Raw genomic sequence first — 25,934 nt, 5'->3', positions numbered from 1 at the left:
CGCTGGGCTGCGCCGAGTGGGGAACGGCACCGGTCGGCGCACCGCCCCGACCGCCGTCCGGTGACCACCCCCGACCCCGTCAAGTCCGCAGGTAAGAGGCGCCGTTGACGTCCAGGACGGTCCCGGAGGCCCACAGGGCGGCGGGCGACGCGAGCCACAGGGCGGCGGCGGCGATCTCGGCGGGCGCGGCGACCCGGCCGAACGGACTCTGCGCCCGGATCGCGTCGCCGCCGGCGCCGGTCAGCCGGTGGGCGACGCGGTCGGTCTCGATGAACCCGGGCGCCACGGACGCCACGGCGATGCCGTACGGCGCGAGCGCGACCGCCAGCGACTGGCCCAGCGCGTGCACCGCCGCCTTCGTCGCGCCGTAGGCGGGATGGTCCGGCTCGCCGCGGAACGCACCGCGCGAGCCGATGTTGACGATCCGGCCGCCGGTGCCCGCGGCGATCATCAGGTTCGCGGCGAGATGGCTGAGGTTGGCCGTGCCGAGCAGGTTGACGGCGACATGCCGCTGCCAGGCGTCCGTCCACTGCTCGTACCCGGTGGTCGCGGGCGGGTGCGGGGTGTTGACGGCCGCGTTGTTCACCAGTACGTCGATGCCGCCGCCCAGCGCGTCCGCAGCCGCGGCCGCCAGCCCGGCCGTCGCCGCCGGGTCGGCGAGGTCGGCGCCCAGCAGGACGTGACCCGTCCCGGGCAGCTCCGCCAGCGTCTCCTCGGCCTCCTCGCGGCGCGACCCGTAGTGCACCGCCACCCGGTCGCCGTTGGCCGCGAACGCCTGGGCGAGCGCCCTGCCGAGCCCGCGCGAGGCGCCGCTGACCAGCACCCGGCGGCCGGTGGCGGGGAACGCCGAGGCAGCGGCTGGGTCGGGTACCGGACCGGGCTGGGGCATCGCGCACCGCTTCCTGCAGAGTGATCGAAGCTCCAGCGTAGGACGGCGCGGGCGCCCCACCGGCCCGGGGTCCTGACCGGGATCCGGCCCGCTCTCCGCCCGGCCGGCGCCCGGGCCGGTGGCCGAACGGCGCCCGTCCGGCGCTCCGCGAGTCGCGCTCCGCCCCCAAGCCTGTTCCCCTGGTAGGACGGATCCGCCCGCTCCCGCGGCGGGCAGGTGGAGAGGGCGAGCATGCACACCAGTGAACTGACCCCTGCGATCCTCGAAGGCCTGCGCAGGCCGCGGCCCTATCCGGCGGTCTCGCTGCTGATGCCCACCCACCGGCACCGGCCGGAGAACGCGCAGGACCCCATCCGGCTGCGCAACCTCCTCGAAGAGGCCCGCAAGCGCCTCACGGAGGACCCGCAGGTCGGGCGCGCCGACCGGATCGAGCTGGAGAGCCAGCTCGACGCGGTCGCCCAGGACGTCGACTTCCGCACCCCGGAGGACGGGCTGCTGGTCCTGCTCGCTCCCGGGGAGCGGCACATCTGGCAGCTGGCCTCCCCGGTGGAGGTCCAGGAGCGCCTCGTCTTCGCCAACACCTTCCTGACCCGCAACCTCGTCGCCGCGCGGCTGTACACCCGCCCGTACTGGGTGCTCGTGGTGTCCGAGGAGGCGACGCACCTGTGGGAGGGCTCCGGCGACCGGCTGGTGCCCGTCGAGCGGCACGGCTTCCCGCTCCGGCCCGAGATCCCGGACCCGCAGGACGCCCTCCCCGGCGCGAACATCGGCTCCGTCCCCGGCCACCAGCGCACCGAGCGGATGCGCCAGTACCTGCGCTCCGTCGACGCGGCCCTGGACAAGGCCCTGGACCAGGAGCGCCGGCCGGTCTTCCTGGTCGGTACGACCAGCACCGTCGCGCTCCTGACGGAGCTGTCGCAGCACCCGCAGGACCTGGTGGGCCGGCTGGAGCGCGCCGGGCTCGACAAGGCGCCCGCCCACGAGCTCGCGGAGCGGCTGCAGCCGGTGATCGCGGAGTACACCGCCCGGCGCACCGCGGAGGCGCTGGACGAGCTCGGCACCGCGCGCGGCAAGCGCCGCTTCGCCGGCGGTCTCGACGAGGCCTGGCAGGCGGTCACCGAGGGCCGCGGCTCGCTGCTGCTGGTCGAGGAGCACTTCCAGGCCTCCGCCCGGATCCAGGACGGGCACCTGGTGCCCGTCGACGGCGGCACCGCGGCCGACGGCGTCGAGGAGGACGTCGTCGACCAGCTCATCGAGGCCGCCCTGGACAAGGAGACCGAGGTCCGCTTCGTGCCCGACGACTCGCTCAGCGACGACGGACGGGTCGCGCTCGTCCTGCGCTACTGAGCGGCCCGTGAGGCACCATCCGGCGGCGCGGCGCTGGTGGTCCGGCCGCTCCCCCGCCGCCGGCGGGGCCGCGATGGCCACCGCGGTCGTCTCGGTCGGCCTGCGGCTGGCCGGCCACGACACCGCCTCGGCCGTCCTGCTCGTGGTGGCGCTCGTGGTGTGGCTGCTGCTCGCCAAGCTCGTCACCGCGTCGGCCCCGGACGGCCCCCCGCGCTGGGCCGTGCCCGCGCACGCGGCCGCCGGCACCTCCCGCGGGTCCGGCGGCTGACTGCGGGCTGTTAGAACTCCGGGTCGGGCTCCCCCGCCGGGTCCTCCGCGTCCTCGGGCTCGGCCACGTCGCCGAAGTCCTCCGGGGTGTCCGGCGCCTCCGGCTCGCGCTCCGTGCCCGAGAGCGTGTCCAGGATCTGCCGGCCGTACTTGGCCAGCTTGTTCTCCCCGACCCCGCTGATCGTGCCGAGCGCCGCCAGGTCCGCGGGGGCCGCCGTGGCGATCTCCCGCAATGTCGCGTCGTGGAAGATCACGTACGCGGGCACGCCCTGCTCCTTCGCGCTGGCCGCGCGCCAGGCGCGCAGCCGCTCGAACACCGGCAGCAGCTCCTCGGGCAGGTCCACGGGGGCGGACTTGCGGGACGACCTGGACGACTTCTCGGCCCGGGCCGACTTCTCCGGCTCCCGCCGCAGCAGCACCTCGCGCTTGCGGCCGAGCACCTCGCCGCTCGCCTCGGTCAGCACCAGCGTGCCGTAGTCGCCCTCGACGGCCAGCAGCCCCTGCGCCAGCAGCTGGCGGACCACCCCGCGCCAGCCGGAGACCCCCAGCTCGGTGCCGATGCCGAACACCGACAGCGTGTCGTGGTCGAACTGGATGACCTTCGCCGTCTTCTTGCCGAGCAGGATGTCGATGATCTGGCCGGCGCCGAACTTCTGGCGCCGCTCGCGCTCCAGCCGCAGCACCGTCGAGAGCAGCTTCTGCGCGGGGATGGTGCCGTCCCACGCCTCCGGCGGGGTCAGGCACGTGTCGCAGTTCCCGCACGCCGTGCTCTGCTGGCCGAAGTAGTCCAGCAGCCGCACCCGGCGGCACTCGACGGTCTCGCACAGCGCCAGCATCGCTTCGAGGTGGGTGCCCAGCCGGCGGCGGTGCGCCTCGTCGCCCTCCGACGTCTCGATCATCTTGCGCTGCTGGACGACGTCCTGGAGCCCGTACGCCAGCCAGGCCGTCGACGGCAGCCCGTCCCGCCCGGCACGGCCGGTCTCCTGGTAGTAGCCCTCGACGGACTTGGGCAGGTCCAGGTGGGCGACGAACCGCACGTCCGGCTTGTCGATGCCCATACCGAACGCGATGGTCGCGACGACGACCACCCCGTCCTCGCGCAGGAACCGCGACTGGTTCGCCGCCCGCACCCGCGCGTCGAGCCCCGCGTGGTACGGCACCGCGTCGATGCCCTTGCCGACCAGGAACTCGGCGGTCTTCTCCACCGAGGCCCGCGACAGGCAGTACACGACGCCGGCGTCGCCGGGGTGCTCGGTGCGCAGCAGCTCCAGCAGCTGCTTCTTCGGGTCGTCCTTGGGGGCGATCCGGTACTGGATGTTCGGGCGGTCGAAGCTCGCCACGAAGTGCCGGGCGTCCTGGAGGTTCAGCCGGGACGCGATCTCGCCGTGGGTGGCCTCGGTGGCCGTCGCCGTCAGCGCGATGCGCGGCACCTTCGGCCAGCGCTCGTGCAGGGCGGAGAGCATCAGGTAGTCGGGCCGGAAGTCGTGGCCCCACTGGGCGACGCAGTGCGCCTCGTCGATCGCGAACAGCGAGACCGTACCGCGGTCCAGCAGCCGCAGCGTCTGCTCGGAGCGCAGCCGCTCGGGCGCCAGGTACAGCAGGTCCAGCTCCCCGGCGACGAAGGCCGCCTCGACCGACCGCCGCTCGTCCATGTCCTGGGTGGAGTTGAGGAAGCCCGCCCGCACACCGAGCGCGGTGAGCGCGTCGACCTGGTCCTGCATGAGGGCGATCAGCGGGGAGATGACGACGCCGACACCGTCGCGCACCAGCGCGGGGATCTGGTAGCAGAGCGACTTGCCGCCACCGGTCGGCATGAGGACGAGCGCGTCACCGCCGCCCACCACATGATCGATGATCTCCTGCTGCGCGCCTCTGAACGACCCGTAGCCGAACACACGGTGCAGGACGCGCAGCGCGTCGCTCGTCTCGGACGTCTCGTCGAGGGCAGCAGCAGTCATCCGGGCAGTCTACGAGGAGCCCGGTGCCCGTCATGACACGATTCCCCGTCCCGGCCGGAACGCCGCCGGCCGGGAACGGGGACCGCGCGCGGTCAGCGCAGCCGCGCCGCCGCGGGCAGCCCGTCGAGGGACGGGCGCGGGGCGGCCGGCACCCGCAGGCCACGGGCCTGCGGCGGCACCGCGGCGGCGGAGGTCCGCAGCGCGCGGTAGCCGCCGACGAGCGGCAGGTCCACCCCGGAGCGGGCCAGGTCGACGGTGATCTTCGGGGTGGTGTCGGCGGGCAGGATCAGTCCGCCGTCGGTCCCCGCGACGATGACGGCGAGCCGGTGGCCGGCCGGGACCACGTGGTCGGTGGCGGCCAGCTTCAGGGTGATCGTGTACGGCTTGCCCGGGACCAGCGGCACGCCGTGGCTCAGCGACGCGTAGTGGCCGAGGTCGGCCCAGGCACGGCTGAAGACGGTGTGGTCCACGGTGGTGGTGTCCGCCGCCGTGTCGAGGAAGCAGGCGCTGTCCCCGGCCGTGCTCTGCCCGAAGCAGGAACGGGTGGCGAGCGTCTTGATGCCCTCACCGGATCCCAGGTAGTTCCTGATGGTCGCGGGACCGAGGTCGACCAGCACCGCCGACAGGTGCGCGCTGGTGGTCGAGGAGGTCGCGGTGACGGTGACCGTGCCGTTGCCGGACAGCCGCAGGTCCTTGGTGAGGACCCCGGTGGTGAAGGACGTCCTCGCCGGGTTCGCGGCGTCGGGCTGCGCGGCCCAGTCCTCCTCCCACAGCGCCGGGTCGTCGGTGAACGACGCGGTGCTGCCGGGCGTGGCGGGCTTCGTCCCGAGGGTGCCGACGCCGGGGGCGGTGCCGGCGCGCAGGTTCAACCGGGTGCCGGCCGTCGCGGCCGGCGGCCAGACGCGGTCGGTGGTCCAGTGGTCGGGCGTGCGTTCGATGTCGGCCATCGGCTCGCGCTCGATGCCGTTGCGGACGCCCAGCAGGTAGTGGTCGAACCAGCGCTGCAAGGTGGGCACCCAGGTGGTGCGGCGGGTGTCGAAGGGGTCGACGTGCCCGGTCTGCGACAGCCAGACCTTGCGCTCGACACCCTTGGCGGCGAGGGCGTCCCACCACTGCCCGAAGTGCTTGGTGCGGACGTTGAGGTCCTGCATGCCGTGGACGGCGAAGACGCTGGCCCGGACGTTCGCCGCGTCCTTGACGTAGTCGCGCTCGGTCCAGAACGGGGTCCAGTCACCGGTGCGCGGCGAACCGTCGATGATCTTCTGCTGCTGGGCGGCGCAGTGCGCCTGGGCGTCGGGGCTCTCGACCGCGTCCGACAGCCACTCGGGGCCGTCCTGCAGCGGAGCGCCCTGGTGGAAGTAGTAGTCGTACCAGGAGCTGATCGCGCTGATCGGCACGATGGTCTTCAGACCGCGCACGCCGGTGGCGGCGACCCCGTTGGCGATGGTCCCGTCCCAGCTCTTGCCGATCATCCCGACGGCGCCGGTGGTCCAGCTCGCCTTGACCGGCTCTCCCCCGGCCCGGGTGCTGTACCCCTTGGCGCGGCCGTTCAGCCAGTCGACGACCGCCTTGGCCGACTGGATGTCGGAGCGGCCGCCGACGTCGACGCAGCCGTCGGAGCGGTTGGTGCCCGCCAGGTCGACCAGGACGGCGGCGTAGCCGCGCGGGACGAAGTAGTTGTCGTAGAACAGCGGTGCCTGCACGATGCGGCCGCTGGCGTCGTACGTCTTCAACTGGCCTTCGTTGCCGCGGCCGCAGCAGGAGTAGTAGGGGCTGGCATCCATGATCACCGGGATCTTCCGGCCGGCCTTGGCGGGTTCACCGGGCCGGACGATGTCGACGGCGACGCGGTCGGCCCTGCCGTCCTCGTCGCCGTCCAGTCCGGTGTCCACCCACACCGATTCGCGGATGGCGTCGGCGTAGGAGTAGTCGGGTTGGCTCAGTCCTTGCCGTACCGTCCCGGCATCCCGGCCGTTCGCGTGCGCGGCGGTCGGTGCGGTGAGTACGGCGGCCAGGGCGGCGAGTACTGCCACCACGGCGGATATCCATTGGGTGCGGGTTCCCCGCGCATGTATGAGCACGGGCGGACCGTAGCGGTTGTACCCGCCATGACAGAAGGGGGATACGAGACAACTTCCGGTTCAGCCGGGGCCCGTGCGCCCGGCGCGGCCGTGCGGCACCGGGCAGCCGCCCGGCCCGAAGGTGCCCAGCTCCGCCACGTCGTAGCCGTCCCGGTACCCCTTGATCTCCGGGTTCTGGCGGGCGTAGTGGGGCGTGCGGCGCGGCGGCAGCAATCGCACCGCCCTCCCCCGCAGCCGCAGCGCGCCACGCACCGCGGCCCTGGTCGCCGGTGACGGCCGCGCGTAGCGGAAGGCGCGCAGCAGCGGGTCGTCGAGCAGTGCGCGGGCGGCGGCGCGGGCCGGCGGGGCGAACGGGGCCGGGTACCAGGACGCCATCAGGTCCAAGGTCGCGTCGGCGACCGCGCGGCCGCCCGGGTCCCAGCCGAAGTGCTCGGCCTCGTACGCGTCGAGGAGCGACGCGAACTCCTCGAAGGTCCGCGGCAGGTCCTTGATGCCCAGGTGCGCGCCGAGGGTGCGGTAGTACGCGGCGGTGGCGCGCAGTTCGTGCGGCGACAGCCGCCGCCAGCCGTACGTGTCGAGCCAGCGCTTGGGCATGACGACGAAGGTGCACAGCACGTATCGCAGGTCGTCGTTGCTGATGTCGTAGCGCCCGTGCATCTGGTTGATGCGGCGGATCGCGGTCCGCCCGTCCTCGCTCGCGAAGCCGTGCTCGACGACGGCGTCCAGCAGCAGCGCGGTGTCGTCGTAGCGCTTCTGCGAACGCTCCGTCAGTTCGGCGGTCTGTGCGAGCAGTCGGCCGATACTGGGGACCGCGTACGTGCGGTAGAGGGCGAGCTCCAGAGCACGTGCGAAGTCCCAGGGGAACTCCAGGGTCGCGGTGATGCGGTAGATGCGCAGGAAGTCGCGCTCCGGATCGAGCCGGCGGATCTCGCGCAAGTGGTCGAAGCGTCCCACGGCATACCCCCAGGTTTCCCGGCACCGGCGGGGACCCACTCTACGGCCGGCGCCCGCGCGCCGGCCGTGCAGCGGAGCGGATCAGCGTCCCCGCTTGCCCTGGTCCAGGCCCGCGCGGCGCAGGGCGTCGGCCATGGCGCCGCCGGGGGCCGGAGCGGCGGAGCCGCGGCGGTCGTCGCGGCCGCCCCGGCCGCCGCCCTGGCCGCCGCCCTGGCCGCCGCGCGCCTGGCGGGGCGGGCCGCCGCGGCGGTCGCCGCCGCCGGCCGGGCGCTGGTCGTCGCGCGGGCCGCGCGCGGTGGCCTCGTCCTCCAGGCGCAGCGTCAGCGAGATGCGCTTGCGGGGGATGTCGACCTCGAGGACCTTCACCCGCACGATGTCGCCGGACTTGACGACCTCGCGGGGGTCCGAGACGAACTTCTGCGACATCATGGAGACGTGCACCAGGCCGTCCTGGTGGACGCCGACGTCGACGAAGGCGCCGAAGGCCGCGACATTGGTGACCACACCCTCCAGCAGCATCCCGGGCCGCAGGTCCTTCATCTCCTCGACGCCGTCCTTGAAGGTGGCGGTCTTGAAGGCGGGGCGCGGGTCGCGGCCGGGCTTCTCCAGCTCGGCGAGGATGTCCGTGACGGTCGGCAGCCCGAAGGAGTCGTCGACGAAGTCCTGCGGCTTCAGCGTCCGCAGCACGGCGCCGTTGCCGATCAGCGACGGGATGTCGGTCTTGGCCGTGGCGCTGATCCGGCGCACCACCGGGTACGCCTCGGGGTGCACGCTGGAGGAGTCCAGCGGGTCGTCGCCGCCGGGGATGCGCAGGAAGCCCGCGCACTGCTCGTACGCCTTCGGGCCGAGCCGGGCGACGTCCTTGAGCGCCTTGCGGGTGCGGAAGGGCCCGTTGGCGTCGCGGTGGGCGACGATGTTGCCCGCCAGCCCCTCGGTGATGCCCGAGACCCGGCGCAGCAGCGGTGCGGAGGCGGTGTTGACGTCGACGCCGACACCGTTGACGCAGTCCTCGACCACCGCGTCCAGCGAACGCGACAGCTTCAGCTCCGACAGGTCGTGCTGGTACTGGCCGACACCGATGGACTTGGGGTCGATCTTGACGAGCTCGGCGAGCGGGTCCTGCAGCCGCCGGGCGATGGAGACGGCGCCGCGGATGGAGACGTCCAGCTCCGGCAGTTCCGCCGAGGCGTAGGCGGAGGCGGAGTAGACCGACGCGCCGGCCTCGGAGACCACGGCCTTGGTCAGCTTCAGGTCCGGGTGCAGCCGGATCAGGTCGGCGGCGAGCTTGTCGGTCTCGCGCGACGCCGTGCCGTTGCCGATCGAGATCAGGTCCACGGAATGCTCGCGGGCGAGCTTGGCGAGGGTGGCGATCGACTCGTCCCACTTGTTGCGCGGCACGTGCGGGTAGATCGTCTCGAAGGCGGTGACCTTGCCGGTGGCGTCGACGACGGCGACCTTCACACCGGTACGGAAGCCCGGGTCGAGGCCCATCGTGGCCCGGGTGCCGGCGGGTGCGGCCAGCAGCAGGTCGCGCAGGTTGGAGGCGAAGACCCGCACGGCCTCGTCCTCGGCGCCCTGGCGCAGCTGCCCGCGCAGGTCGATGCCGAGCCGGACCAGGAAGCGGGTGCGCCAGGCCCAGCGCACGGTGTCGGCCATCCAGCGGTCGCCGGGCCGCCCCCGGTCGGCCACGCCGAAGCGGTGGGCGATGGCGCGCTCGTAGCTGCTGGGGCCCTCGGTGGGCTCCTCGGGCTCCAGGGTGAGGTCGAGGACGTCCTCCTTCTCACCGCGCAGCATGGCCAGCACCCGGTGCGAGGGGAGCTTGGCGAAGGGCTCGGTGAAGTCGAAGTAGTCGGAGAACTTGGCCCCCGCCTCCTCGCGTCCCTCGCGGACCTTGGCCACCAGCCGGCCCTTGGACCACATCCGGGTGCGCAGTTCGCCGACGAGGTCGGCGTCCTCGGAGAACCGCTCGGTGAGGATGGCGCGGGCGCCCTCCAGCGCGGCGGCCGCGTCCTCGACGCCCTTGCCGCTGTCGGCGTAGCCGGCGGCCGTCGTCTGCGGGTCCAGGCCCGGGTCGGCCAGCAGCGCGTCCGCCAGCGGCTCCAGGCCCGCCTCGCGGGCGATCTGGGCCTTGGTGCGCCGCTTGGACTTGAAGGGCAGGTAGATGTCCTCCAGCCGCGCCTTGGAGTCGGCGGCCAGGATCTGCGCCTTCAGCGCGTCGTCGAGCTTGCCCTGCGCCTCGACGGCCTCCAGGATCGCGGCCCGCCGCTCGTCCAGCTCCCGCAGGTAGCGCAGCCGCTCCTCCAGGGTGCGCAGCTGCGCGTCGTCGAGCGTGCCGGTGGCTTCCTTGCGGTAGCGGGCGATGAACGGCACCGTGGCGCCGCCGTCCAGCAGGTCGACGGCGGCCTGCACCTGCGCCTGCCGTACGCCGAGTTCCTCGGCGATCCTGCGCTCGACCGACGGACCGACCGACCCTGCAACAGACATCGTCACGATGCTGAACCTGCTCTCTCCGCTGGACTTCTGTCAGGCATTATGCCCGCGCGGCCGGGTCCTCCGCGTGCGGCCGCAGGGTGGTGAACGGCTCGGGGAAGTGCGCGGTGGCCAAGGTGCCGTGCACGGAGCGCAGTTCGTCCAGCAGCCGGGAGCGCGTCGCCGTCGCCGCCGCCGGGTCGTCGTCGTACCGGTACGCGGCGGTCGGGTCGGTGAGCTGGACGGGGTGGTGCAGCACGTCGCCGGAGAGCACCAGGGCCCCGTCGCCGACGGTCACGCACTGGTGGCCCGGCGTGTGGCCGGGGGCGGGGACCGCCCGGATGCCGGGCGCCAGGAGGCGGGCCCCGTCGAGGACGTCCAGCCGTCCCGCCGCGCGCAGCGGCGCCACGACGCGGCTCAGCACCGGGGCGGGGCCCCGGGCCGCCCCGGCGTCCAGCTGCCGCAGCTCGGCGCGCTGGACGACGTAGCGGGCGGCCGGGAACGCGGGGGTGGCGCCGTCCGGGGCGAGGCTGCCGCTGACGTGGTCGCTGTGCAGGTGCGTCAGGACGACGGTGTCCACGTCCTCGGGCGCGGCGCCGACCGCCGCCAGCTCCTCCATCAGCCGCCCCGGCACCGGGGCCCAGGCCGCCGCCGGGGAGTCGGTGCCGCCGAGGCCGGTGTCGACCAGGACGGTACGGCCGCCGGGGCCGAGCAGCAGGTAGCAGTGGAAGTGCAGCTGCCACACCCCCGCCGGGTCCGGGGCGCCGGGCCGGGACCACACCGGGTGGTCCGGGCCGCCGAACAGCTCGCCCAGCGGGCGGGCCAGGGCCGGGCCCATCGGGCCGACCGCGTCGCACAGCGGCACGACCTCGACGCCGGCGAAGCTCCGGGAGGGGTGCGGCATCGCTCAGACCAGCTTCTTCTCGAACCAGTGGTCGGCGTACTGGCTGTCGTTGTACGCGGGGATCTCGCGGTATCCGTGCTTGGCGTACAGCGCGCGGGCCTCCACCAGGTCCTTGCGCGTGTCGAGCCGCAGCGCGGACGCGCCGAGGACGTCGCGGGCGGCGCGTTCCCCCGCGGCTATCAGCCGGCCCGCGACGCCCTGGCCCCGGGCGTCGGCGCGCACGAACATCCGCGTCAGCTCCGCGGTGTCCCGGTCCAGCACCCGCAGGCCCAGGCACCCCACCGGGGCGCCGTCGCGGCGGGCGACCAGGAAGTGGCCGGTGGGGGCGACCAGGTCGCCGCTGGGCTCCTCCAGCAGGACCTCGTCCACCTCGGCCTCGGTGGTCGGCCGGCCGTAGTACCGGACGACCAGCTCTGTGTAGTACCGCCGCAGCAGCGCGTAGGCCTCCGGATGGTCCGGTGCCAGGGTGACGGTCTCCCACTGAGCTGTGTGGTCTGATTTTACGTTCACTGGCCCATACTTGCAGGACCGTGCGGGGGTTAGCCCCCGAATATCCGGGGGCTTGGCACCCCAGCGGTTGGGGTGATGCCGCCATGGCTGCTCCGGGCCGCTGATCCGTAGGTTCGAACCACGGATTCCGCACGCCAGTACCGAGGAGCACCCATGCCCCCCGTCAGCACTCTCCCAGCCCCCGACACGGACGCCTCCGAGGCCGCCTGTCCGGCGGGCAGCGATTTCGCCCCACTGCTGCGGGACGTCAAGGAGCACGGGCTCTTCAAGCGCCGCCCCGGGTACTACGCCGCCGCGATCGCCCTGAATCTGGCCGCGCTGGGCGCGATATGGAGCGGGGTGCTGCTGCTCGGCGGTTCCTGGCTGGTGCTGCTGCTCGCCCTGCCGGCCGCGGTCTTCGGCGCCCGCACGGCGTTCTTCGGCCATGACGCCGGGCACCAGCAGATCGCCCGCAGCCGGGACCGCAACCGGCTGATCGGCCTGGTGCACGCCAACCTGCTGCTCGGGATGAGCTACGGCTGGTGGAACGACAAGCACAACCGCCACCACGCCAACCCCAACCACATCGAGAAGGACCCGGACGTCGAGGTGGGCGCCCTGGTCTGGACGCGCGCGCAGGCCGTCGAGCGGCAGGGCTTCGCCCGCTTCCTCACCCGGCACCAGGCGCGGCTGTTCTTCCCGATGCTGCTGCTGGAGGGCATCGCCCTGAAGGTGTCGAGCTTCCAGAGCCTCAAGAACCGCCCCGCGGACGAGCGCCGGGTCGAGGGCGCGCTGCTGGCCGCCCATCTCGTCGGCTACGTCTCCCTGTTGCTGATCGCGATGCCGGTCGGTCAGGCCGTCGCGTTCGCCCTGCTGCACCACGCGCTGTTCGGCCTGCACCTGGGCTCCGCCTTCGCCCCGAACCACAAGGGCATGGAGATGCCGGAGCCGGGATCGCGCTGGGGCCACCTGCGCCGCCAGGTCCTCACCTCGCGCAACGTGCGCGGCGGCCTGGTCACCGACTGGTTCCTCGGCGGGCTGAACTACCAGATCGAGCACCACCTGTTCCCGAACATGCCCCGTCCGCACCTGCGCCTGACCCAGCCGCTGGTGCGCGCCCACTGCGCCGCGCTGGGCGTGCGCTACACCGAGACCGGGCTGCTCGACTCGTACGCGCAGGCGCTGAGCCACATGCACGAGGTCGGCGCCCCGCTGCGCGACCCGGCTCCGACCGTCTAGGCGGGCGGGCGGCCGTCGCCGTACAGCCAGCGGGCGAACAGGTCCTTGAGGTCCACGCCCGTCCGCTGCTCGCACCAGGCCGTGAACCGGGCGGAGTCGACGTTGCCGCCCCGGTGTTCGACGGCCCAGCCGCGCAGCAGGGCGAAGAACCGCAGGTCCCCCACCGCCTGCCGCACCTTGTGCAGGACCATCGCGCCGCGCCCGTAGACCGGCTCGTCGGACAGGTGCTCCGGCCGGCCGGGGTCGGCCGGCGGGAACGCCCACTGGGCGTCGTCCTGGTAGGCGGCGTCGAAGTGCCGCTGGGCGCTGTCCCCGCCGTGCTGCTCGTCCCACAGCCACTCGGCGTAGGTGGCGAAGCCCTCGTTGAGCCACATGTCCTGCCAGGTGCGGGGTGTGACGGAGTTGCCGAACCACTGGTGCGCCATCTCGTGCACCAGGGTCGGTCCGTCCAGCGTGGTGCCCCTGGCGTCGGCGGGGAACACCGGCTTGGTCTGGGTCTCCAGCGCGTAGTCGACGGCGTCGTCGTCGACGCGGTCCACGATGGCGCCGGCGGAGGAGAAGGGGTAGGGGCCGAAAAGCCCGCTCTCCCACTCCAGGATCCGCGGGATCTCGCGCAGCACGCCGGTGTCGGCCGCCTCGCGGGGATCGACGGCGACGTACACCGGCAGGCCCGAGGCGGTGGTCGCACGGGTCACCCGGAACTCGCCGATGGCGACGGTCGCCAGGTAGCTCGCCATCGGCTCGGCGCTGTGCCAGCGGAAGGTGGACCGGCCGCCGGCGGTGGCGGTGCCGGCCGGCTCCCCGTTGGACACCGCGGTCAGGCCTTCGGGCACGGTCACCGCGATGTCGTAGGCGGCCTTGTCGGAGGGGTGGTTGTTGCCGGGGAACCAGGTCATCGAACCGAGCGGCTCGCCCAGGGCGACAGCCCCGTCGTCCGTGCGGATCCACCCCTCGTGCGAGCCGTCGGCGTCCTTGATCACGCCCGGGACCCCGGAGTACTCCACCACGGTGACGAACCGCGCGCCCGCCGCGACGGCGGCGGCGGGCCGGACGGTCAGTTCGGTGCCGGCGCGGGAGCTGTCGGCCGCGGCGCCGTCGACGGTGACCCCGCCGACCGTCAGGCCCGACAGGTCGAGGTCGAAGGCCGGCAGGGCGCGCGCGGCGCGGGCGGTGATCCGCGCGGTGCCGCGCAGCAGCCCGGTCGCGGGGTCGTAGGCCAGGTCGAGCCCGTAGTGCGTGACGTCGTACCCGCCGTTGCCCGCCAGCGGGAACAGCGGATCGCCGACGCCGGAGGTACTGTCCGCGGCCGGCGGCGACGGGGACCCGGAGGGGCCGCCCGCCGCGCACCCGGTCACGAGGAGCAGCCCGCAGAGGGCCGTGCGCAGCAGCCGGTGGGGCACGGGCCTACTCCTCGTACAGGGAATCGATCTCCTCAGCGTACGTACTGCGGATCACCCGGCGCTTCAGCTTGAGCGACGGGGTGAGCTCCCCGGTGCCGGGTCCCCACTCGTCGGCCAGGACGTGGTAGCGCTTGATCTGCTCGGGCCGGCTCAGCCGCGCGTTGGCGGCGGCGACCGCGGCGGCGATCCCGGCACGCAGCGCCTCGGGGCCGTCCCGGTCGGCGAGGGCGGCGGCCGGCTCGGGGTCGGGGACGAGCAGGGCGACGAGGTAGGGGCGGCCGTCGCCGTGCACCAGGGCCTGGCCGATCAGCGGGTGCTCCTTGAGGGCGTTCTCGACCGCGGCGGGGGCGACGTTCTTGCCCGAGGAGAGCACGATGATCTCCTTCTTGCGATCGGTGATCCACAGGTAGCCGTCGGCGTCGATCCGGCCGACGTCACCGGTGGCGAACCAGCCGTCGGCGTCGGTGGCGGGCGCCACCGTGCCGTCCGGCCGCAGGTAACCGGAGCACACGATCGGCCCGCGCACCAGGATCTCGCCGTCCTGCCCGGTGCGGATCTCCACGCCGTCCAGCGGGCGCCCGACGGAGCCGAAGCGGAAGGCGTCGGGGCTGTTGGTGGTGACGACGCCGGTCGTCTCGGTCAGCCCCCACGCGTCGACGATGACCAGGCCGAAGCCGGCCCAGAACCTGAGGATGTCGACGGGCATCGGGGCGGCGGCGCTGCCCGTCCAGACCAGCCGCTCGAAGCCGGCCAGGGCCAGCACCGGGTCGAGCACCCGCGCCTTGGCCTCGGCGAAGGCCGCCGCCAGCTCCGGTGCGGGCTCCTGGCCGCTCTCGCGGCACCGCACGACGGCGCGCGCGGTCTCCGCGGCAGCCTCGACGGCGGCGCGCTGCTCGGCGGGCAGCCGGTCGAGGGCGGCCCGTACCGCGGAGGTGAGCTTCTCCCAGACCCGCGGCACCCCGAAGAACTGCACCGGGTGCAGCTCCCGCGCGGTCGCGGCGACGGCCTGCGGGTCGGCGCACAGGTGCACGTGCGCGGCCCGGAAGACCGGCAGGTAGATGCCGAGCATGCGCTCGGCGATGTGGGCGAACGGCAGGTAGCAGATGTGCGCGGCGTGGCCGGGGAAGTCCGCGACACGGTCCAGCGCGATGCCGTTGAGCAGCACGTTGCGGTGCGAGATCACGACGCCCTTGGGGTCGCCGGTGGTGCCCGAGGTGTAGACGACGGTGAGCGGGTCGGCCGCGTCCACCGCGCGCCAGCCTTTGTCGAAGGCGTCGGCGTCGTAGAGCCGGACGCCCTGCGCGGCGATGGAGGAGTAGGCGAGGTGCGGGCCCGCCTGCCCCGGCTCCACCACGACCAGTCGCCGCAGCCGGGTGTGCGGCTCGTCGAGGAGCGGCTCCCAGCGGGCGGCCTCGCGCGCCGACTCCACGACCGCCAGCCGGGCCCTGCTGTGGCGGGCGATGTGGCCGATCTGCTCGGGGGCGGCGGTGCCGTAGACGGAGACCGGCACCGCGCCCAGGTGCACCAGGGCGAGGTCGGAGAGCCAGTGCTCGGCGCGGTTGGCCATCATCAGCAGGACGTGCTCGCCGCGCTCCACGCCGATCGCGGCGTAGCCGGAGGCCAGGACGGCCACCTTGCGGCGCACCTCGGACCACGTGAGGGTGGTCCAGCCGGTGCCGTCGGCGGTGCGCCAGGACAGCGCGGGGAGGTCCCCGTGGTCCTCGGCGTTGCGCAGCAGCAGCGCGGGGAGGGTGATCTCGGACGGTTCGGCGGGGAGTCGCAGGATCGTGGGCATGACGACCTCCTGGCCCGGCCCGGCGGCCGGTCTCCTGGAACCTGGCGGAGTGCGGGCACCGCAAGCTTTCACACCATCGCTGAGACAGCAATACTGTTGTGCACGATCCGCCGAATCGACCAGGGGCGGCATCGGGGTACCGACGGAAGCGAGGCGCAGCGCATGACGCAGTCCCTGATCCAGCCGGACGACCTCACCGTCGACGAACTGGCGGCGCGGGCCGGGGTGACCGTCCGTACCCTTCGTTTCTACAGCAGCAAGGGCTTGCTGCCGCCGCCCGTGCTGGGTCCGCGGCGGGTCGGGCTCTACGGGCCCGAGCACCTGGCGCGGCTGTCGCTGATCGAGGAACTGCAGCACCAGGGGTTGACGCTGGCGGCGATCGAGCGCTACCTGCTGCAACTTCCGCCGGACATCACGGCGGAGGACCTGGCGATGCACCGGGCGCTGGTCGCCGCCTGGGTGCCGGACTCCGCCGAGGAGACGCTGCGCGCGCAGCTGGAGCGCCGGGCCGGCCGGGCGCTGACCGACCACGACGTGGACCGGCTGTCGGCGATGGGCGTGCTGGACCGCACCGACCGCCCGGAGGTCTTCCTGGTCAACCCGGCGATGCTGCACCTGGGGGTGCGGCTGCTGGACGTGCCGATCCCGCTGGAGACGGTGCTGGCCACCCGCGAGATCGTGCTCAAGCACACCCGGGCCGTCGCGCACGAGTTGCAGAAGCTCTTCCGCGAGCAGGTCTGGCAGCCGTACCTGGACGCGGACCCGGGCCCGGAGGAGACCGCCCGGATGCGCTCGCTCACCGAGTACATCCAGCCGGTCCTGGTCCAGGCGCTGGTGACGGCCTTCCAGCGGTCGCTGGCGGAGGAGCTGCGGGCCTCGGCCTCGTCCGCGAAGGACTGAGGCCGGGGCCCGTGCGCGCCGCTCAGGCGTCCGTGAAGGTCTCGCCCCGCTCGGCCTTCGCCACCAGCAGCGCGGGCGGCGTGAAGCGCTCGCCGTACGCGGCTGTCAGCTCGCCGGCGCGGGCCACGAAGCCGGGCAGGCCGCCCTCGTAGCCGTTGATGTACTGCAGGACGCCGCCGGTCCAGGCCGGGAAGCCGATGCCCATGATGGAGCCGATGTTGGCGTCCGCGACGGAGGTCAGCACGCCCTCCTCGATCAGCCGGACGGTGTCCAGCGCCTCGGCGAACAGCATCCGCTCCTGCATGTCCCGGAACGGGATCCGCGCGTCGGGCCGGGCGAAGTGCTCGCGCAGTCCGGGCCACAGCCGGGTCCGCTTGCCGTCCTCGTAGTCGTAGAAGCCGCCGCCGCCGCTGCGGCCGGTGCGGCCGAACTCGTCGATCAGCCGGTCCAGGACGACCTCGGCCGGGTGGGTCTGCCAGGTGCCGCCCTCGGCCTCGATGGCGCGCTGCGACTCCGCGCGGATCTTGCGCGGCAGCGTGAGGGTCAGCTCGTCCAGCAGCGAGAGCACCTTGGCGGGGTAGCCGGCCTGGGCGGCGGCCTGCTCGACGGAGGACGGGTCGAGCCCCTCGCCGATCATCGCGACGCCCTCGTTGATGAAGTGGCCGATGACGCGCGAGGTGAAGAAGCCGCGGGAGTCGTTGACGACGATCGGGGTCTTGCGGATCTGCCGCACCAGGTCGAAGGCGCGGGCCAGCGCCTCCTGGCTGGTGCGCCCGCCCTTGATAATCTCCACCAGCGGCATCTTGTCGACCGGCGAGAAGAAGTGCAGGCCGATGAAGTCCTGCTGGCGCTTGACGCCTTCGGCGAGCAGCGAGATCGGCAGCGTCGAGGTGTTGGAGCACAGCAGGGCGTCGGGGGCGATGATGTCCTCGATCTCCTGGAAGACCTTGTGCTTGAGAGACGGGTCCTCGAAGACCGCCTCGATGACGGCGTCGCAGCCCGCGAGGTCCTGCGGGTCGCCGGTCGCGGTGATGCGGGCCAGCAGCTCGTCGCGCTTGGCCTCGGTGGTGCGGCCGCGGGCGAGGGCCTTGTCCAGCAGGGCGGCCGAGTACGCCTTGCCGCGCTCGGCGGCCTCGGCGGACACGTCCTTGAGCACCACCTCGATGCCGGCGCGGGCGCAGGAGTAGGCGATCCCGGCGCCCATCATCCCGGCTCCCAGGACGGCGACCTTGGTGACCGGGCGCGGGTCGATGCCCTGCGGGCGGTTGGCGCCGGAGTTGACGGCCTGCAGGTCGAAGAAGAACGCCTGGATCATGTTCTTCGAGATGGGGCCGCAGGCCAGCTCGGTGAAGTACCGGCCTTCGATCGCCAGTGCGGTGTCGATGTCGACCTGGGAGCCCTCGACGGCGGCGGCCAGGATGTTGCGCGGCGCCGGGTAGGGGGCGCCGGCCAGCTGCTTGCGCAGGTTGGACGGGAAGGCCGGCAGGTTCGCGGCGAACGCCGGGCTCTTGGGGGTGCCGCCGGGAATCTTGTACCCCTTGACGTCCCAGGGCTGCTGGACCTGCGGGTTGGCGTCGATGAACGCGCGGGCGCCCGCCAGCATCGCGTCACGGTCGGTGGCGACCTCGTGGATCAGGCCCGCCTCCAGCGCCTGCCGCGGGGCGTACTGCCGGCCCTGCAGCAGCACCTTGAGCAGCGCGTCCGCGATGCCGAGCAGCCGGACCGTGCGCACCACGCCGCCCCCGCCGGGCAGCAGCCCGAGGGTGACCTCGGGCAGGCCGATCTTGGAGCCGGGGGCGTCCAGGGCGATCCGGTGGTGGCAGGCGAGCGCGATCTCGTAGCCGCCGCCCAGCGCGGCGCCGTTGATCGCGGCGACGACGGGCTTGCCGAGGGTCTCCAGGCGGCGCAGCCGGCCCTTGATGCGCATCGAGCCGGCGAAGACGTCGGCGGCGTTCTCGGGGGTGGCGCGGATCAGGTCGCGCAGGTCGCCGCCGGCGAAGAAGGTCTTCTTCGCGGAGGTGATGATGACGCCCCGCACGCTGTCGGCCTCGGCCTCCAGCCGGTCCAGGACGGCGTCCAGGGAGTCGGCGAAGGCCGCGTTCATGGTGTTGGCGGACTGGTTGGGGTCGTCGAGGATCAGGGTGACGATGCCGTCGGTCCCGTCCTGCTCCCAGCGGATGGTGGTGGACTCGCTCATCTCAAGGTCTCCGTAAGGGGGTCGGACGGGTGTCAGACGCGTTCGATGACGGTGGCGATGCCCATGCCGCCGCCCACGCACAGCGTCAGCAGGCCGTAGCGCAGATCACGCCGTTCCAGTTCGTCGATGAGGGTGCCCAGGATCATCGCGCCGGTCGCGCCGAGGGGGTGGCCCATGGCGATGGCGCCGCCGTTGACGTTCACCTTGTCCAGGCTCAGGCCCATCTCGCGCACGAAGCGCAGCACGACGGCGGCGAACGCCTCGTTGATCTCCACCAGGTCGATGTCGCCGATGGTCAGGCCCGCCTTGGCCAGCGCCTTGCGGGCGGCCGGCGCGGGACCGGTCAGCATGATCGTCGGGTCGGCGCCGGAGACGGCGGCCGAGACGATACGGGCGCGCGGGGTCAGCCCGTAGCGCTCGCCGGTCTCCCGGTTGCCGATCGCGACGAGCGCCGCGCCGTCGACGATGCCCGAGGAGTTGCCCGCGTGGTGCACGTGGTCGATCTTCTCGACCCAGTGGTACTTCTGCAGCGCCACCGCGTCGAACCCGCCCGCCTCGCCGATCATCGCGAAGGACGGCTTGAGCGCGGCGAGGGTCTCGGCGGTGGTGCCGGGGCGGATGAACTCGTCGTGGTCCAGGACCGTCAGGCCGTTGCGGTCCACGACCGGGACGACGGAGCGGGCGAAGCGGCCGTCCTTCCACGCCTCGGCGGCCCGCTCCTGCGACAGGGCCGCGAAGGAGTCGACGTCGTGGCGGGAGAAGCCCTCGATGGTGGCGATGAGGTCGGCGCCGACGCCCTGCGGGACGAAGCCGGTCTCGAAGTTGGTCATCGGGTCCATCGCCCAGGCGCCGCCGTCGGTGCCCAGCGGGACGCGCGACATGGACTCCACGCCGCCGGCCAGCACCAGGTCCTCCCAGCCGGAACGCACCTTGGCCGCCGCCAGGTTGACCGCCTCCAGGCCCGAGGCACAGAAGCGGTTCTCCTGCAGGCCCGCGACGGTGTCGGGCAGCCCGGCGGCGATCGCCGCGATCTTGGCGATGTCGGAGCCCTGGTCGCCGATCGGGCCGACGACGCCCAGCACGATGTCGTCGATGGCGGCCGGGTCCAGGTTCGGGAACCGGCGGCGGATCTCGTGGATGAGGCCGACGACCAGGTCGATCGGCTTGGTGCCGTGCAGCGCGCCGTTGGCCTTGCCGCGGCCGCGCGGGGTGCGGATGGCGTCGAACACATACGCTTCGGGACTCACGTCGGGTGCCTTTCGGGGATGGGGGTTCCGGGGACCGGTCGGGGGATCAGGCGAGCAGGGAACGGCCGATGATCTCCTTCATGATCTCCGTGGTGCCGCCGTAGATGGTCTGGATGCGGCCGTCGGTGAACGCCTTCGCGACCCGGTACTCGGCCATGTAGCCGTATCCGCCGTGCAGTTGCAGGCAGCGGTCCGCGACGCGCTTCTGCAGTTCGGTCGCCCACCACTTGGCCATGGAGGCGTGGACCGGGTCGAGGCCGCCGGCACCGTGCTCGGTGATGCAGCGGTCGATGAAGGAGCGGGTGACGGCGCACTCGGTGGCCATCTCCGCGATCTCGAAGCGGACGTGCTGGAGCTTGGAAAGCGGGCGGCCGAACGCCTCGCGCTGCTTGACGTACTCGGTGGTCAGCTCCAGCACCGACTCGGCGGCGGCGATCCCGGAGACGGCGATGGCCAGCCGCTCCTGCGCCAGATTGGTCATCAGGTGCAGGAACGCCTGGTTCTCCCCGCCCAGCAGGTTCTCCTTGGGCACCCGCACGTCGCTGAACGACAGCTCCGCGGTGTCCTGGGCGTGCTGGCCGATCTTGTCGAGGTTGCGGCCGCGCTCGAAGCCCGGCATGCCGCGCTCGACGACCAGCAGGCTCAGCCCCTTGGCACCCTCCTGGCCCGGCTCGTGCCCGGTGCGGGCCACCACGACGACGAGGTCGGCGAGGATGCCGTTGGAGATGAAGGTCTTGGAGCCGTTCAGGATCCAGTGGTCGCCGTGGTCGGCGGCGGTGGTGCGGATGCCCTGCAGGTCCGAGCCGGCGCCCGGTTCGGTCATGGCGATGGCGGTGATGATCTCGCCGGAGCAGAAGCCGGGCAGCCACCGGCGCTTCTGCTCGTCGGTGGCCAGCGAGGTGAGGTACGGGCCGATGATGTCATTGTGCAGGCCGACGGCCAGCCCCGAGACGCCCGCCCGGGTGAACTCCTCGCCCAGCACGACCCCGTAGCGGAAGTCCGGCTCGCCCCCGCCGCCGAACTCCTCCGGCACCGCGACGCCGAGCAGCCCCTGGCGGCCCGCGGCGAGCCACGCCCCGCGGTCGACGATTCCGGCCTTCTCCCAGCGCTCGTGGTGCGGCAGCACCTCCTTGGCCAGGAACGTCCGCACGGTGGCACGGAAGGCGTCGTGGTCGGCGGTGAAGATCTCACGCTTCATACGGATGGGTCTCCTCGGAGGCTTTCGGGCGCGGCGGGCGTCGGGGCGAGCGCGGGGGTCCGCCAGTCCCGGGCGACCTCCGCGGTGTGCGCGCCCGGCAGGGCGGGCGGCAGGCGTACGGCGCCGGGGGTGGCGGAGAAGCGGGGCGCGGGGGCGGGCTGGACCTGGCCGCCGATCTCGGTGAACGTCCCGCGGGCGGCGAGGTGCGGGTGGGCGGGGGCCTCGCGCAGCGACAGGACCGGCGCCACGCAGGCGTCGGAGTGCTCGAAGACCGCCGTCCACTCGTCGCGGGTGCGGGTCTTGAAGCGGGCGGCGACGGCGGCCCGCAGCTCGTCCCAGCGGGCGAGGTCGGCGCGCAGCGAGGCGTCCTCGCCGAGCTCCAGCAGGGCGCTGAACTCGATGTAGAAGCGCTGTTCCAGGGCGCCGACCGCCATGTGGCCGCCGTCCGCGGTCTCGTAGACGCCGTAGAACGGGCAGCCGCCGTCGAGCAGGTTGGCCCCGCGCCGGTCCTGCCAGCCGCCGGCCGCGACCATGCCGTGGATCATCGAGGTCAGATGCGCGGTGCCGTCCACGATCGCGGCGTCGACGACCTGCCCGGTGCCCGTGGTGCGGGCGTGCTGCAGGGCCGCGAGGACGCCGATCACGAGGTAGAGCGAGCCGCCCGCGTAGTCGCCGACGAGGTTGGCGGGGATCACCGGCGGGCCGTCGGCCGGGCCGATCATGCCGAGCGCGCCGGTGATCGCGATGTAGCCGATGTCGTGGCCCGCGGTCTGGGCGAGCGGGCCCTCCTGGCCCCAGCCCGTCATCCGCCCGTACACCAGCCGGGGGTTGCGGGCCAGCGCCTGCCCGGGGCCGACGCCCAGCCGTTCCGCGACGCCGGGCCGGTACCCCTCGATCAGGATGTCGGCGCGCTCGACCAGGTCCAGGAGCGCGGCGGGGCCCTGCGGGGCCTTCAGGTCCAGCAGCACCGAGCGCTTGTTGCGGTTGGTGATGTCGAACGACGGGTCGATGCCCAGCCCGGCGCCGCCGGGCCGGTCGACCCGGACGACATCGGCCCCCAGATCGGCCAACACCATGGCGGCGAACGGCCCGGGGCCGATGCCGGCCAGCTCCACGACCCTGACGCCGGCCAGTGGGCCCGGACCTGCCTGCGCGTCCATCCGCTCCCCGATCACTTTGACAGTAGTGATGTCACATCAATGATGTTAGGAACGTGTTCCAGTCCTGGCAAGAGCCGGAGGGACCGGGCCCGGAAACGACAGCGGCCCGCCACGCCGAAACGGCGGGGCGGGCCGGTGCCCTGCGGTCAGACGGAGGTCTCGGAGACCGCGGCCTTCTCCAGCTGGAACGCCTCGTTGCCCAGGCCCACGCGGGCGTGCACCTCGGGCTTCCGGGCCTTCAGCACCAGGCCCAGCACCAGGCCGACGACGGCGGAGAGCCCGACGATGCCCGGCAGGATCCACGCCAGCGCCGCGTCCTGGTCGGGGCCGATCAGCACGTCGAAGTCCTTGACCGCGTAGACGAGCACGAAGAGCAGCGCCGCCCCGGCGACACCGGCGCTCACCAGCCGCCAGAGCTGCGCGCGGCCGGCCCCGCGGCGGACGAAGAAGGCGATGACGGAGGCCGAGGCGACCGCCATGAGGAGGATGACGCCGACCGCGCCGACGTTGCCGCCCCAGGTGAACAGCCGCAGCACCGGCACCGTCGGGTCGCCGGCCGGCTTGTCGTCGGTGACCGCGAAGACGACGACCACGACGAGGGAGATCACGGTCTGCAGCATCGAGCCGATCGCGGGGGCGCCGCTCGACTTGGACGTGCGGCCCACCGCGGAGGGCAGCAGCCCCTCACGGCCCATCGCGAAGGCGTAGCGGGCGACGACGTTGTGGAAGCTGAGCATCGAGGCGAAGATGCCGGTCAGGAAGAACACGTGCAGCAGGTCCGTGAAGGTGCCGCCGAGCCGGGACTCGGTGAGGCCGAACAGCAGTCCCGCGCTCTGCTCCTGGGCGGCCCCCACGATCTGCGAGGGTCCGGCGGCCACACCGATCAGCCACGAGGTGAGGGCGAAGAAGACACTCGCGAAGGCGACGGCGAGGAACATCGCGCGCGCCACGGCACGGCCCGGACGGCTGGTCTCCTCCGCGTACACGGGGGCCTGCTCGAACCCGACGAAGCCGACGACGGCGAAGCAGAGCGCGATGCCCAGGCCCGCGCCCGTCACCGTGCTCGGGTCGAAGCCGTCCAGGGACAGGCCCTGTCTCTTGTCCGGGTCGACGGCGAACGCGATGTCGCACACGATGACCAGGGCGCACTCGATGACCAGCAGCACGCCGAGCACCTTGGCGTTCAGGTCGATCTTCAGCGCGCCCAGCGCACCGGTGAGCAGCACCGCGAGCAGCGCCGGTATCCACCAGTCGACGGATATGTCGAGGTGCTGGTCGAGCTGGCCGACGACCTCGAAGCCGAAGATGCCGTAGATGCCGACCTGCATGAGGCTGTACGAGACGAGGGCGACGAACGACGCGCCGACGCCGGCCGTGGCACCGAGGCCGCGGGCGATGTAGGCGTAGAAGGCGCCGGCGTTGTGCACGTGCCGGCTCATCTCCGCGTAACCGAAGCTGAACAGGGCCATCACCACACCGAGCATCACGAACAGCAGCGGCTGCCCGACGATGCCGGTCGCACCGTACGTCGTGGGCATGACGCCCGCGACGACCATGAGCGGCGCGCTGGCCGCCAGCACCGACAGCAGGAGCCCGGTCGTACCGATCCGGTCGGCGCGCAGCGCCCTTTCCTGGCCCTTGAAGGTGCTGATCTCGGTCTTACTGCCCGTCAGCATGGCTGCGGTGTCCTTCCGGTGAGGTGAGCGTCGGGTCCTACGGAGAACCGAAACCGAGCGCGGAGTCGCGCGCGGCCCGGAATGCCTTCTTCGGGTCGCGGCCGAAGTACGACCAGGGGCGCCGGGTCGCGTTGGGGCCGATCCGGTTGAACAGCGCGGCGGCCTCCACCGGACGGCCGCTGTGCACCATGGCGAAGGCGAGCAGGTTGAGGTCCAGCTCCAGCCGGGGGTGGTCGCCGCCGTGCCACTCCAGCCACCAGTCGAACGCGGTGCGCAGGCTCTGCCGGCCGCGCCCGCTGGTCCAGTGCGGCAGGCCGGCCGGGTCCTTCGGCTCGGCGCCGGTCCCCGCGAGCACCCGGTACCGCTCGATGTGGGCGAGCAGCGGCAGGCCGGCGAGCGGGGAACCCTCCGGCGCCTCCCCCGCGGCCCACTCGGCGAACTCGTACACCTCGTGGAACGGGTCGTTGCGGTCCGTCTTCTGACGCTCCGCCAGGCAGGCCGTCATCAGGTGGTGCGCGTGGTGGTGGCCGCGGTGCCGGCCGCGCACCTGGTCGAAGGCGCGCACCTGGTCCTCGTCGGTGCCGGTGCGGCGGGCCAGGATCAGCAGCGCCAGCCACGGCGAGGGGTCCGCGGGGGCCAGCCGGGCCACCGCGAGGCAGGCGTCGCGGGCGGCGTCGGGGCTGCCCTTGCCGGCCGCGGCGCGGAAGACCATGGAGCACGCGAGCAGCATCGCCGCGTCCCCGCTGTCGGGTTCCGCGAGCTGCCACTCGCGTGTCCAGGCGGCGGTGGCCGGGCCCTCGGCGAGCACGACCAGCCGATGGCCGCGGCGGTCCCACTGGTCGCCGGTCTCGGCGAGCAGCTTGCGCACTTCGGACCAGTGGCCCTGTCCCAGGGCGTTGCGAGCCGCGACCAGCTCGACGTCGTCGAGGGCCGGGTCGAAGCCGAAGTCGTCCTTGGACCGGGAGAAGCCGAAGGGGGGCGGAGGTGGGCTCATCCGCGGGCTGCCTCCACGCACGGGCGGGTTACGAACAGTGATCGTCCACAGCCAACCGGTAGGCGTAGGTCCGCTTCAAGACCATGCCTGTTGCCTCCCTGTAGTCCGACGCCGCATGCGGGCCGGTGAGCGGGTGCCCGCCCTCCCCGGCGCGGGCCCCGGACGGGGCTCGGGGAGTGCGGTCACGGGACGGTGACCACGCCTTGGGAGCGGGGATCGGGCGGCTATCGGGGAGGTTTGGGCGGGCCGGAAGGCGGCGCCGGACGACGCGGGCCGATCACGCCGCCGGGCGGCGGGGTCGGCCCGCTCCCCCCGGCCGCGCCCTGCGACAGGATGTCGGCGAGCTGCCGTGCGCCGGTCTCCGACATCTCGCCGCGCGCTACGAGCAGCCGTGCGGCGTCGGGGCGGTCGAGCCACAGAAAGGGCCGGCCTCCGGGGAGGCCGTCGACGATGTCGACGGTGACGGCGGGTAACGCCGTCGCGGCACGGTCGTCCGCGGCCCGCACGTCCATGCCGAGTTGCACGACGTCGGCCAGGCTCCGGATCGCACCGGCGCGCAGTTCGCCGGGCGCGACCACGATCAGGAATTCCTCGGGTGTGCGCTCCGCGGCGAAGCGGCGGCAGCCCCCCGTATCACCCTCAACCATCCGTACAGCCATGATGCATGGTCTTGTAGACATAAAACCCCCAAGCCAGGTCTGCCCCCGTCGACTATTCGCTCACAAGTTCGCACGCGGGGCCGGGGCGGACGTACCGTCAGCCGCTCCTGG

20 protein-coding genes are annotated in these 25,934 nt (G+C 73.1%); 4 read left to right on the top strand and 16 right to left on the bottom strand.

The window, feature by feature from the left end:
* Nucleotides 1–79: 79 nt before the first annotated feature.
* Entirely contained in the window at nt 80–889 is an 810-nt protein-coding gene (locus tag ABZ721_RS27100; protein ID WP_358791323.1) for an SDR family oxidoreductase, read from the bottom strand.
* A gap of 231 nt (nt 890–1,120) precedes the next feature.
* On the opposite strand from ABZ721_RS27100, the gene ABZ721_RS27095 reads away from it, so the two are divergent.
* Both ABZ721_RS27095 and ABZ721_RS27090 read left to right on the top strand, forming a co-directional pair.
* Nucleotides 1,121–2,236, top strand: a complete 1,116-nt coding sequence (locus tag ABZ721_RS27095) for a hypothetical protein (RefSeq protein WP_358791322.1) — start codon at nt 1,121–1,123, stop codon at nt 2,234–2,236.
* Between the two features lie 7 nt (nt 2,237–2,243).
* Nucleotides 2,244–2,504, top strand: a complete 261-nt coding sequence (locus ABZ721_RS27090; RefSeq protein ID WP_358791321.1) for a hypothetical protein — start codon at nt 2,244–2,246, stop codon at nt 2,502–2,504.
* A 10-nt stretch (nt 2,505–2,514) separates the two neighbouring features.
* Here ABZ721_RS27090 and recQ read toward each other — a convergent pair whose 3' ends face one another.
* The 6 genes from recQ to ABZ721_RS27060 all read right to left on the bottom strand — a co-directional run bounded on the left by recQ (nt 2,515) and on the right by ABZ721_RS27060 (nt 11,379).
* Nucleotides 2,515–4,461, bottom strand: coding sequence for a DNA helicase RecQ (recQ, locus tag ABZ721_RS27085; protein WP_358791320.1), 1,947 nt, complete (start codon nt 4,459–4,461; stop codon nt 2,515–2,517).
* 92 nt (nt 4,462–4,553) lie between these two features.
* Nucleotides 4,554–6,494, bottom strand: coding sequence for a Xaa-Pro dipeptidyl-peptidase (locus ABZ721_RS27080; protein WP_358791377.1), 1,941 nt, complete (start codon nt 6,492–6,494; stop codon nt 4,554–4,556).
* Between the two features lie 108 nt (nt 6,495–6,602).
* Complete coding sequence (locus ABZ721_RS27075) at nt 6,603–7,496, bottom strand: oxygenase MpaB family protein (protein WP_358791319.1); 894 nt, start codon at nt 7,494–7,496, stop codon at nt 6,603–6,605.
* An 81-nt stretch (nt 7,497–7,577) separates the two neighbouring features.
* A complete protein-coding gene (locus ABZ721_RS27070; RefSeq protein ID WP_358791318.1) occupies nt 7,578–9,980 on the bottom strand; it encodes a Tex family protein in 2,403 nt (800 codons plus the stop codon).
* 46 nt (nt 9,981–10,026) lie between these two features.
* Nucleotides 10,027–10,869 (bottom strand): MBL fold metallo-hydrolase, encoded by an 843-nt coding sequence (locus ABZ721_RS27065; protein ID WP_358791317.1) that lies wholly within the window; start codon nt 10,867–10,869, stop codon nt 10,027–10,029.
* Between the two features lie 3 nt (nt 10,870–10,872).
* Nucleotides 10,873–11,379: a GNAT family N-acetyltransferase gene (locus ABZ721_RS27060; RefSeq protein ID WP_358791316.1), complete on the bottom strand. Its 507-nt coding sequence runs from the start codon at nt 11,377–11,379 to the stop codon at nt 10,873–10,875.
* A gap of 153 nt (nt 11,380–11,532) precedes the next feature.
* Between ABZ721_RS27060 and ABZ721_RS27055 the strand changes: the two genes are divergently transcribed.
* Nucleotides 11,533–12,597 carry an acyl-CoA desaturase gene (locus ABZ721_RS27055; RefSeq protein ID WP_358791315.1) on the top strand — a complete coding sequence of 355 codons (1,065 nt, stop codon included), beginning with the start codon at nt 11,533–11,535 and terminating at the stop codon, nt 12,595–12,597.
* On the opposite strand, the gene ABZ721_RS27050 is transcribed toward ABZ721_RS27055, so the two are convergent.
* Both ABZ721_RS27050 and ABZ721_RS27045 read right to left on the bottom strand, forming a co-directional pair.
* Entirely contained in the window at nt 12,594–13,997 is a 1,404-nt protein-coding gene (locus tag ABZ721_RS27050) for a M1 family metallopeptidase (RefSeq protein WP_358791314.1), read from the bottom strand. The two genes, ABZ721_RS27055 and ABZ721_RS27050, sit on opposite strands and share 4 nt — an antisense overlap.
* A 4-nt stretch (nt 13,998–14,001) precedes the next feature.
* Nucleotides 14,002–15,792 carry an AMP-dependent synthetase/ligase gene (locus tag ABZ721_RS27045; protein ID WP_358791313.1) on the bottom strand — a complete coding sequence of 597 codons (1,791 nt, stop codon included), beginning with the start codon at nt 15,790–15,792 and terminating at the stop codon, nt 14,002–14,004.
* A gap of 162 nt (nt 15,793–15,954) precedes the next feature.
* On the opposite strand from ABZ721_RS27045, the gene ABZ721_RS27040 reads away from it, so the two are divergent.
* A complete protein-coding gene (locus ABZ721_RS27040) occupies nt 15,955–16,692 on the top strand; it encodes a MerR family transcriptional regulator (RefSeq protein WP_358791312.1) in 738 nt (245 codons plus the stop codon).
* Nucleotides 16,693–16,714: 22 nt separating this feature from the next.
* On the opposite strand, the gene ABZ721_RS27035 is transcribed toward ABZ721_RS27040, so the two are convergent.
* The 7 genes from ABZ721_RS27035 to ABZ721_RS27005 form a co-directional block, all read right to left on the bottom strand.
* Nucleotides 16,715–18,889, bottom strand: a complete 2,175-nt coding sequence (locus ABZ721_RS27035) for a 3-hydroxyacyl-CoA dehydrogenase NAD-binding domain-containing protein (protein WP_358791311.1) — start codon at nt 18,887–18,889, stop codon at nt 16,715–16,717.
* Between the two features lie 32 nt (nt 18,890–18,921).
* Nucleotides 18,922–20,136 (bottom strand): acetyl-CoA C-acetyltransferase, encoded by a 1,215-nt coding sequence (locus tag ABZ721_RS27030; RefSeq protein ID WP_358791310.1) that lies wholly within the window; start codon nt 20,134–20,136, stop codon nt 18,922–18,924.
* 46 nt (nt 20,137–20,182) lie between these two features.
* Complete coding sequence (locus ABZ721_RS27025) at nt 20,183–21,334, bottom strand: acyl-CoA dehydrogenase family protein (RefSeq protein ID WP_358791309.1); 1,152 nt, start codon at nt 21,332–21,334, stop codon at nt 20,183–20,185.
* On the bottom strand, nt 21,331–22,494 hold the full coding sequence (locus tag ABZ721_RS27020; protein ID WP_358791308.1) for a CaiB/BaiF CoA-transferase family protein: 1,164 nt from the start codon (nt 22,492–22,494) through the stop codon (nt 21,331–21,333). Before ABZ721_RS27020 ends, ABZ721_RS27025 begins: the two co-directional genes overlap by 4 nt.
* Nucleotides 22,495–22,640: 146 nt before the next feature.
* Nucleotides 22,641–24,170 (bottom strand): APC family permease, encoded by a 1,530-nt coding sequence (locus ABZ721_RS27015; protein WP_358791307.1) that lies wholly within the window; start codon nt 24,168–24,170, stop codon nt 22,641–22,643.
* A 37-nt stretch (nt 24,171–24,207) separates the two neighbouring features.
* On the bottom strand, nt 24,208–25,164 hold the full coding sequence (locus tag ABZ721_RS27010; protein ID WP_358791306.1) for a hypothetical protein: 957 nt from the start codon (nt 25,162–25,164) through the stop codon (nt 24,208–24,210).
* Nucleotides 25,165–25,388: 224 nt separating this feature from the next.
* Nucleotides 25,389–25,811, bottom strand: coding sequence for a hypothetical protein (locus ABZ721_RS27005; RefSeq protein ID WP_358791305.1), 423 nt, complete (start codon nt 25,809–25,811; stop codon nt 25,389–25,391).
* Nucleotides 25,812–25,934: the final 123 nt, after the last annotated feature.

This window comes from Streptomyces sp. NPDC006733, from assembly GCF_040636125.1.
In the GTDB taxonomy this organism is placed as follows: domain Bacteria; phylum Actinomycetota; class Actinomycetes; order Streptomycetales; family Streptomycetaceae; genus Actinacidiphila.
This window is presented reverse-complemented; position numbering and strand designations above follow the sequence as displayed.

What these genes read in the sequence shown, in the direction of transcription:
- ABZ721_RS27100 (WP_358791323.1), bottom strand. Translation starts at nt 889, where the DNA reads ATGCCCCAGCCCGGTCCGGTACCCGACCCAGCCGCTGCCTCGGCGTTC.
- ABZ721_RS27095 (WP_358791322.1), top strand. Translation starts at nt 1,121, where the DNA reads ATGCACACCAGTGAACTGACCCCTGCGATCCTCGAAGGCCTGCGCAGG.
- recQ (WP_358791320.1), bottom strand. Translation starts at nt 4,461, where the DNA reads ATGACTGCTGCTGCCCTCGACGAGACGTCCGAGACGAGCGACGCGCTG.
- ABZ721_RS27070 (WP_358791318.1), bottom strand. Translation starts at nt 9,980, where the DNA reads ATGTCTGTTGCAGGGTCGGTCGGTCCGTCGGTCGAGCGCAGGATCGCC.
- ABZ721_RS27065 (WP_358791317.1), bottom strand. Translation starts at nt 10,869, where the DNA reads ATGCCGCACCCCTCCCGGAGCTTCGCCGGCGTCGAGGTCGTGCCGCTG.
- ABZ721_RS27055 (WP_358791315.1), top strand. Translation starts at nt 11,533, where the DNA reads ATGCCCCCCGTCAGCACTCTCCCAGCCCCCGACACGGACGCCTCCGAG.
- ABZ721_RS27045 (WP_358791313.1), bottom strand. Translation starts at nt 15,792, where the DNA reads ATGCCCACGATCCTGCGACTCCCCGCCGAACCGTCCGAGATCACCCTC.
- ABZ721_RS27040 (WP_358791312.1), top strand. Translation starts at nt 15,955, where the DNA reads ATGACGCAGTCCCTGATCCAGCCGGACGACCTCACCGTCGACGAACTG.
- ABZ721_RS27035 (WP_358791311.1), bottom strand. Translation starts at nt 18,889, where the DNA reads ATGAGCGAGTCCACCACCATCCGCTGGGAGCAGGACGGGACCGACGGC.
- ABZ721_RS27025 (WP_358791309.1), bottom strand. Translation starts at nt 21,334, where the DNA reads ATGAAGCGTGAGATCTTCACCGCCGACCACGACGCCTTCCGTGCCACC.
- ABZ721_RS27020 (WP_358791308.1), bottom strand. Translation starts at nt 22,494, where the DNA reads ATGGACGCGCAGGCAGGTCCGGGCCCACTGGCCGGCGTCAGGGTCGTG.
- ABZ721_RS27015 (WP_358791307.1), bottom strand. Translation starts at nt 24,170, where the DNA reads ATGCTGACGGGCAGTAAGACCGAGATCAGCACCTTCAAGGGCCAGGAA.
- ABZ721_RS27010 (WP_358791306.1), bottom strand. Translation starts at nt 25,164, where the DNA reads ATGAGCCCACCTCCGCCCCCCTTCGGCTTCTCCCGGTCCAAGGACGAC.
- ABZ721_RS27005 (WP_358791305.1), bottom strand. Translation starts at nt 25,811, where the DNA reads ATGGTTGAGGGTGATACGGGGGGCTGCCGCCGCTTCGCCGCGGAGCGC.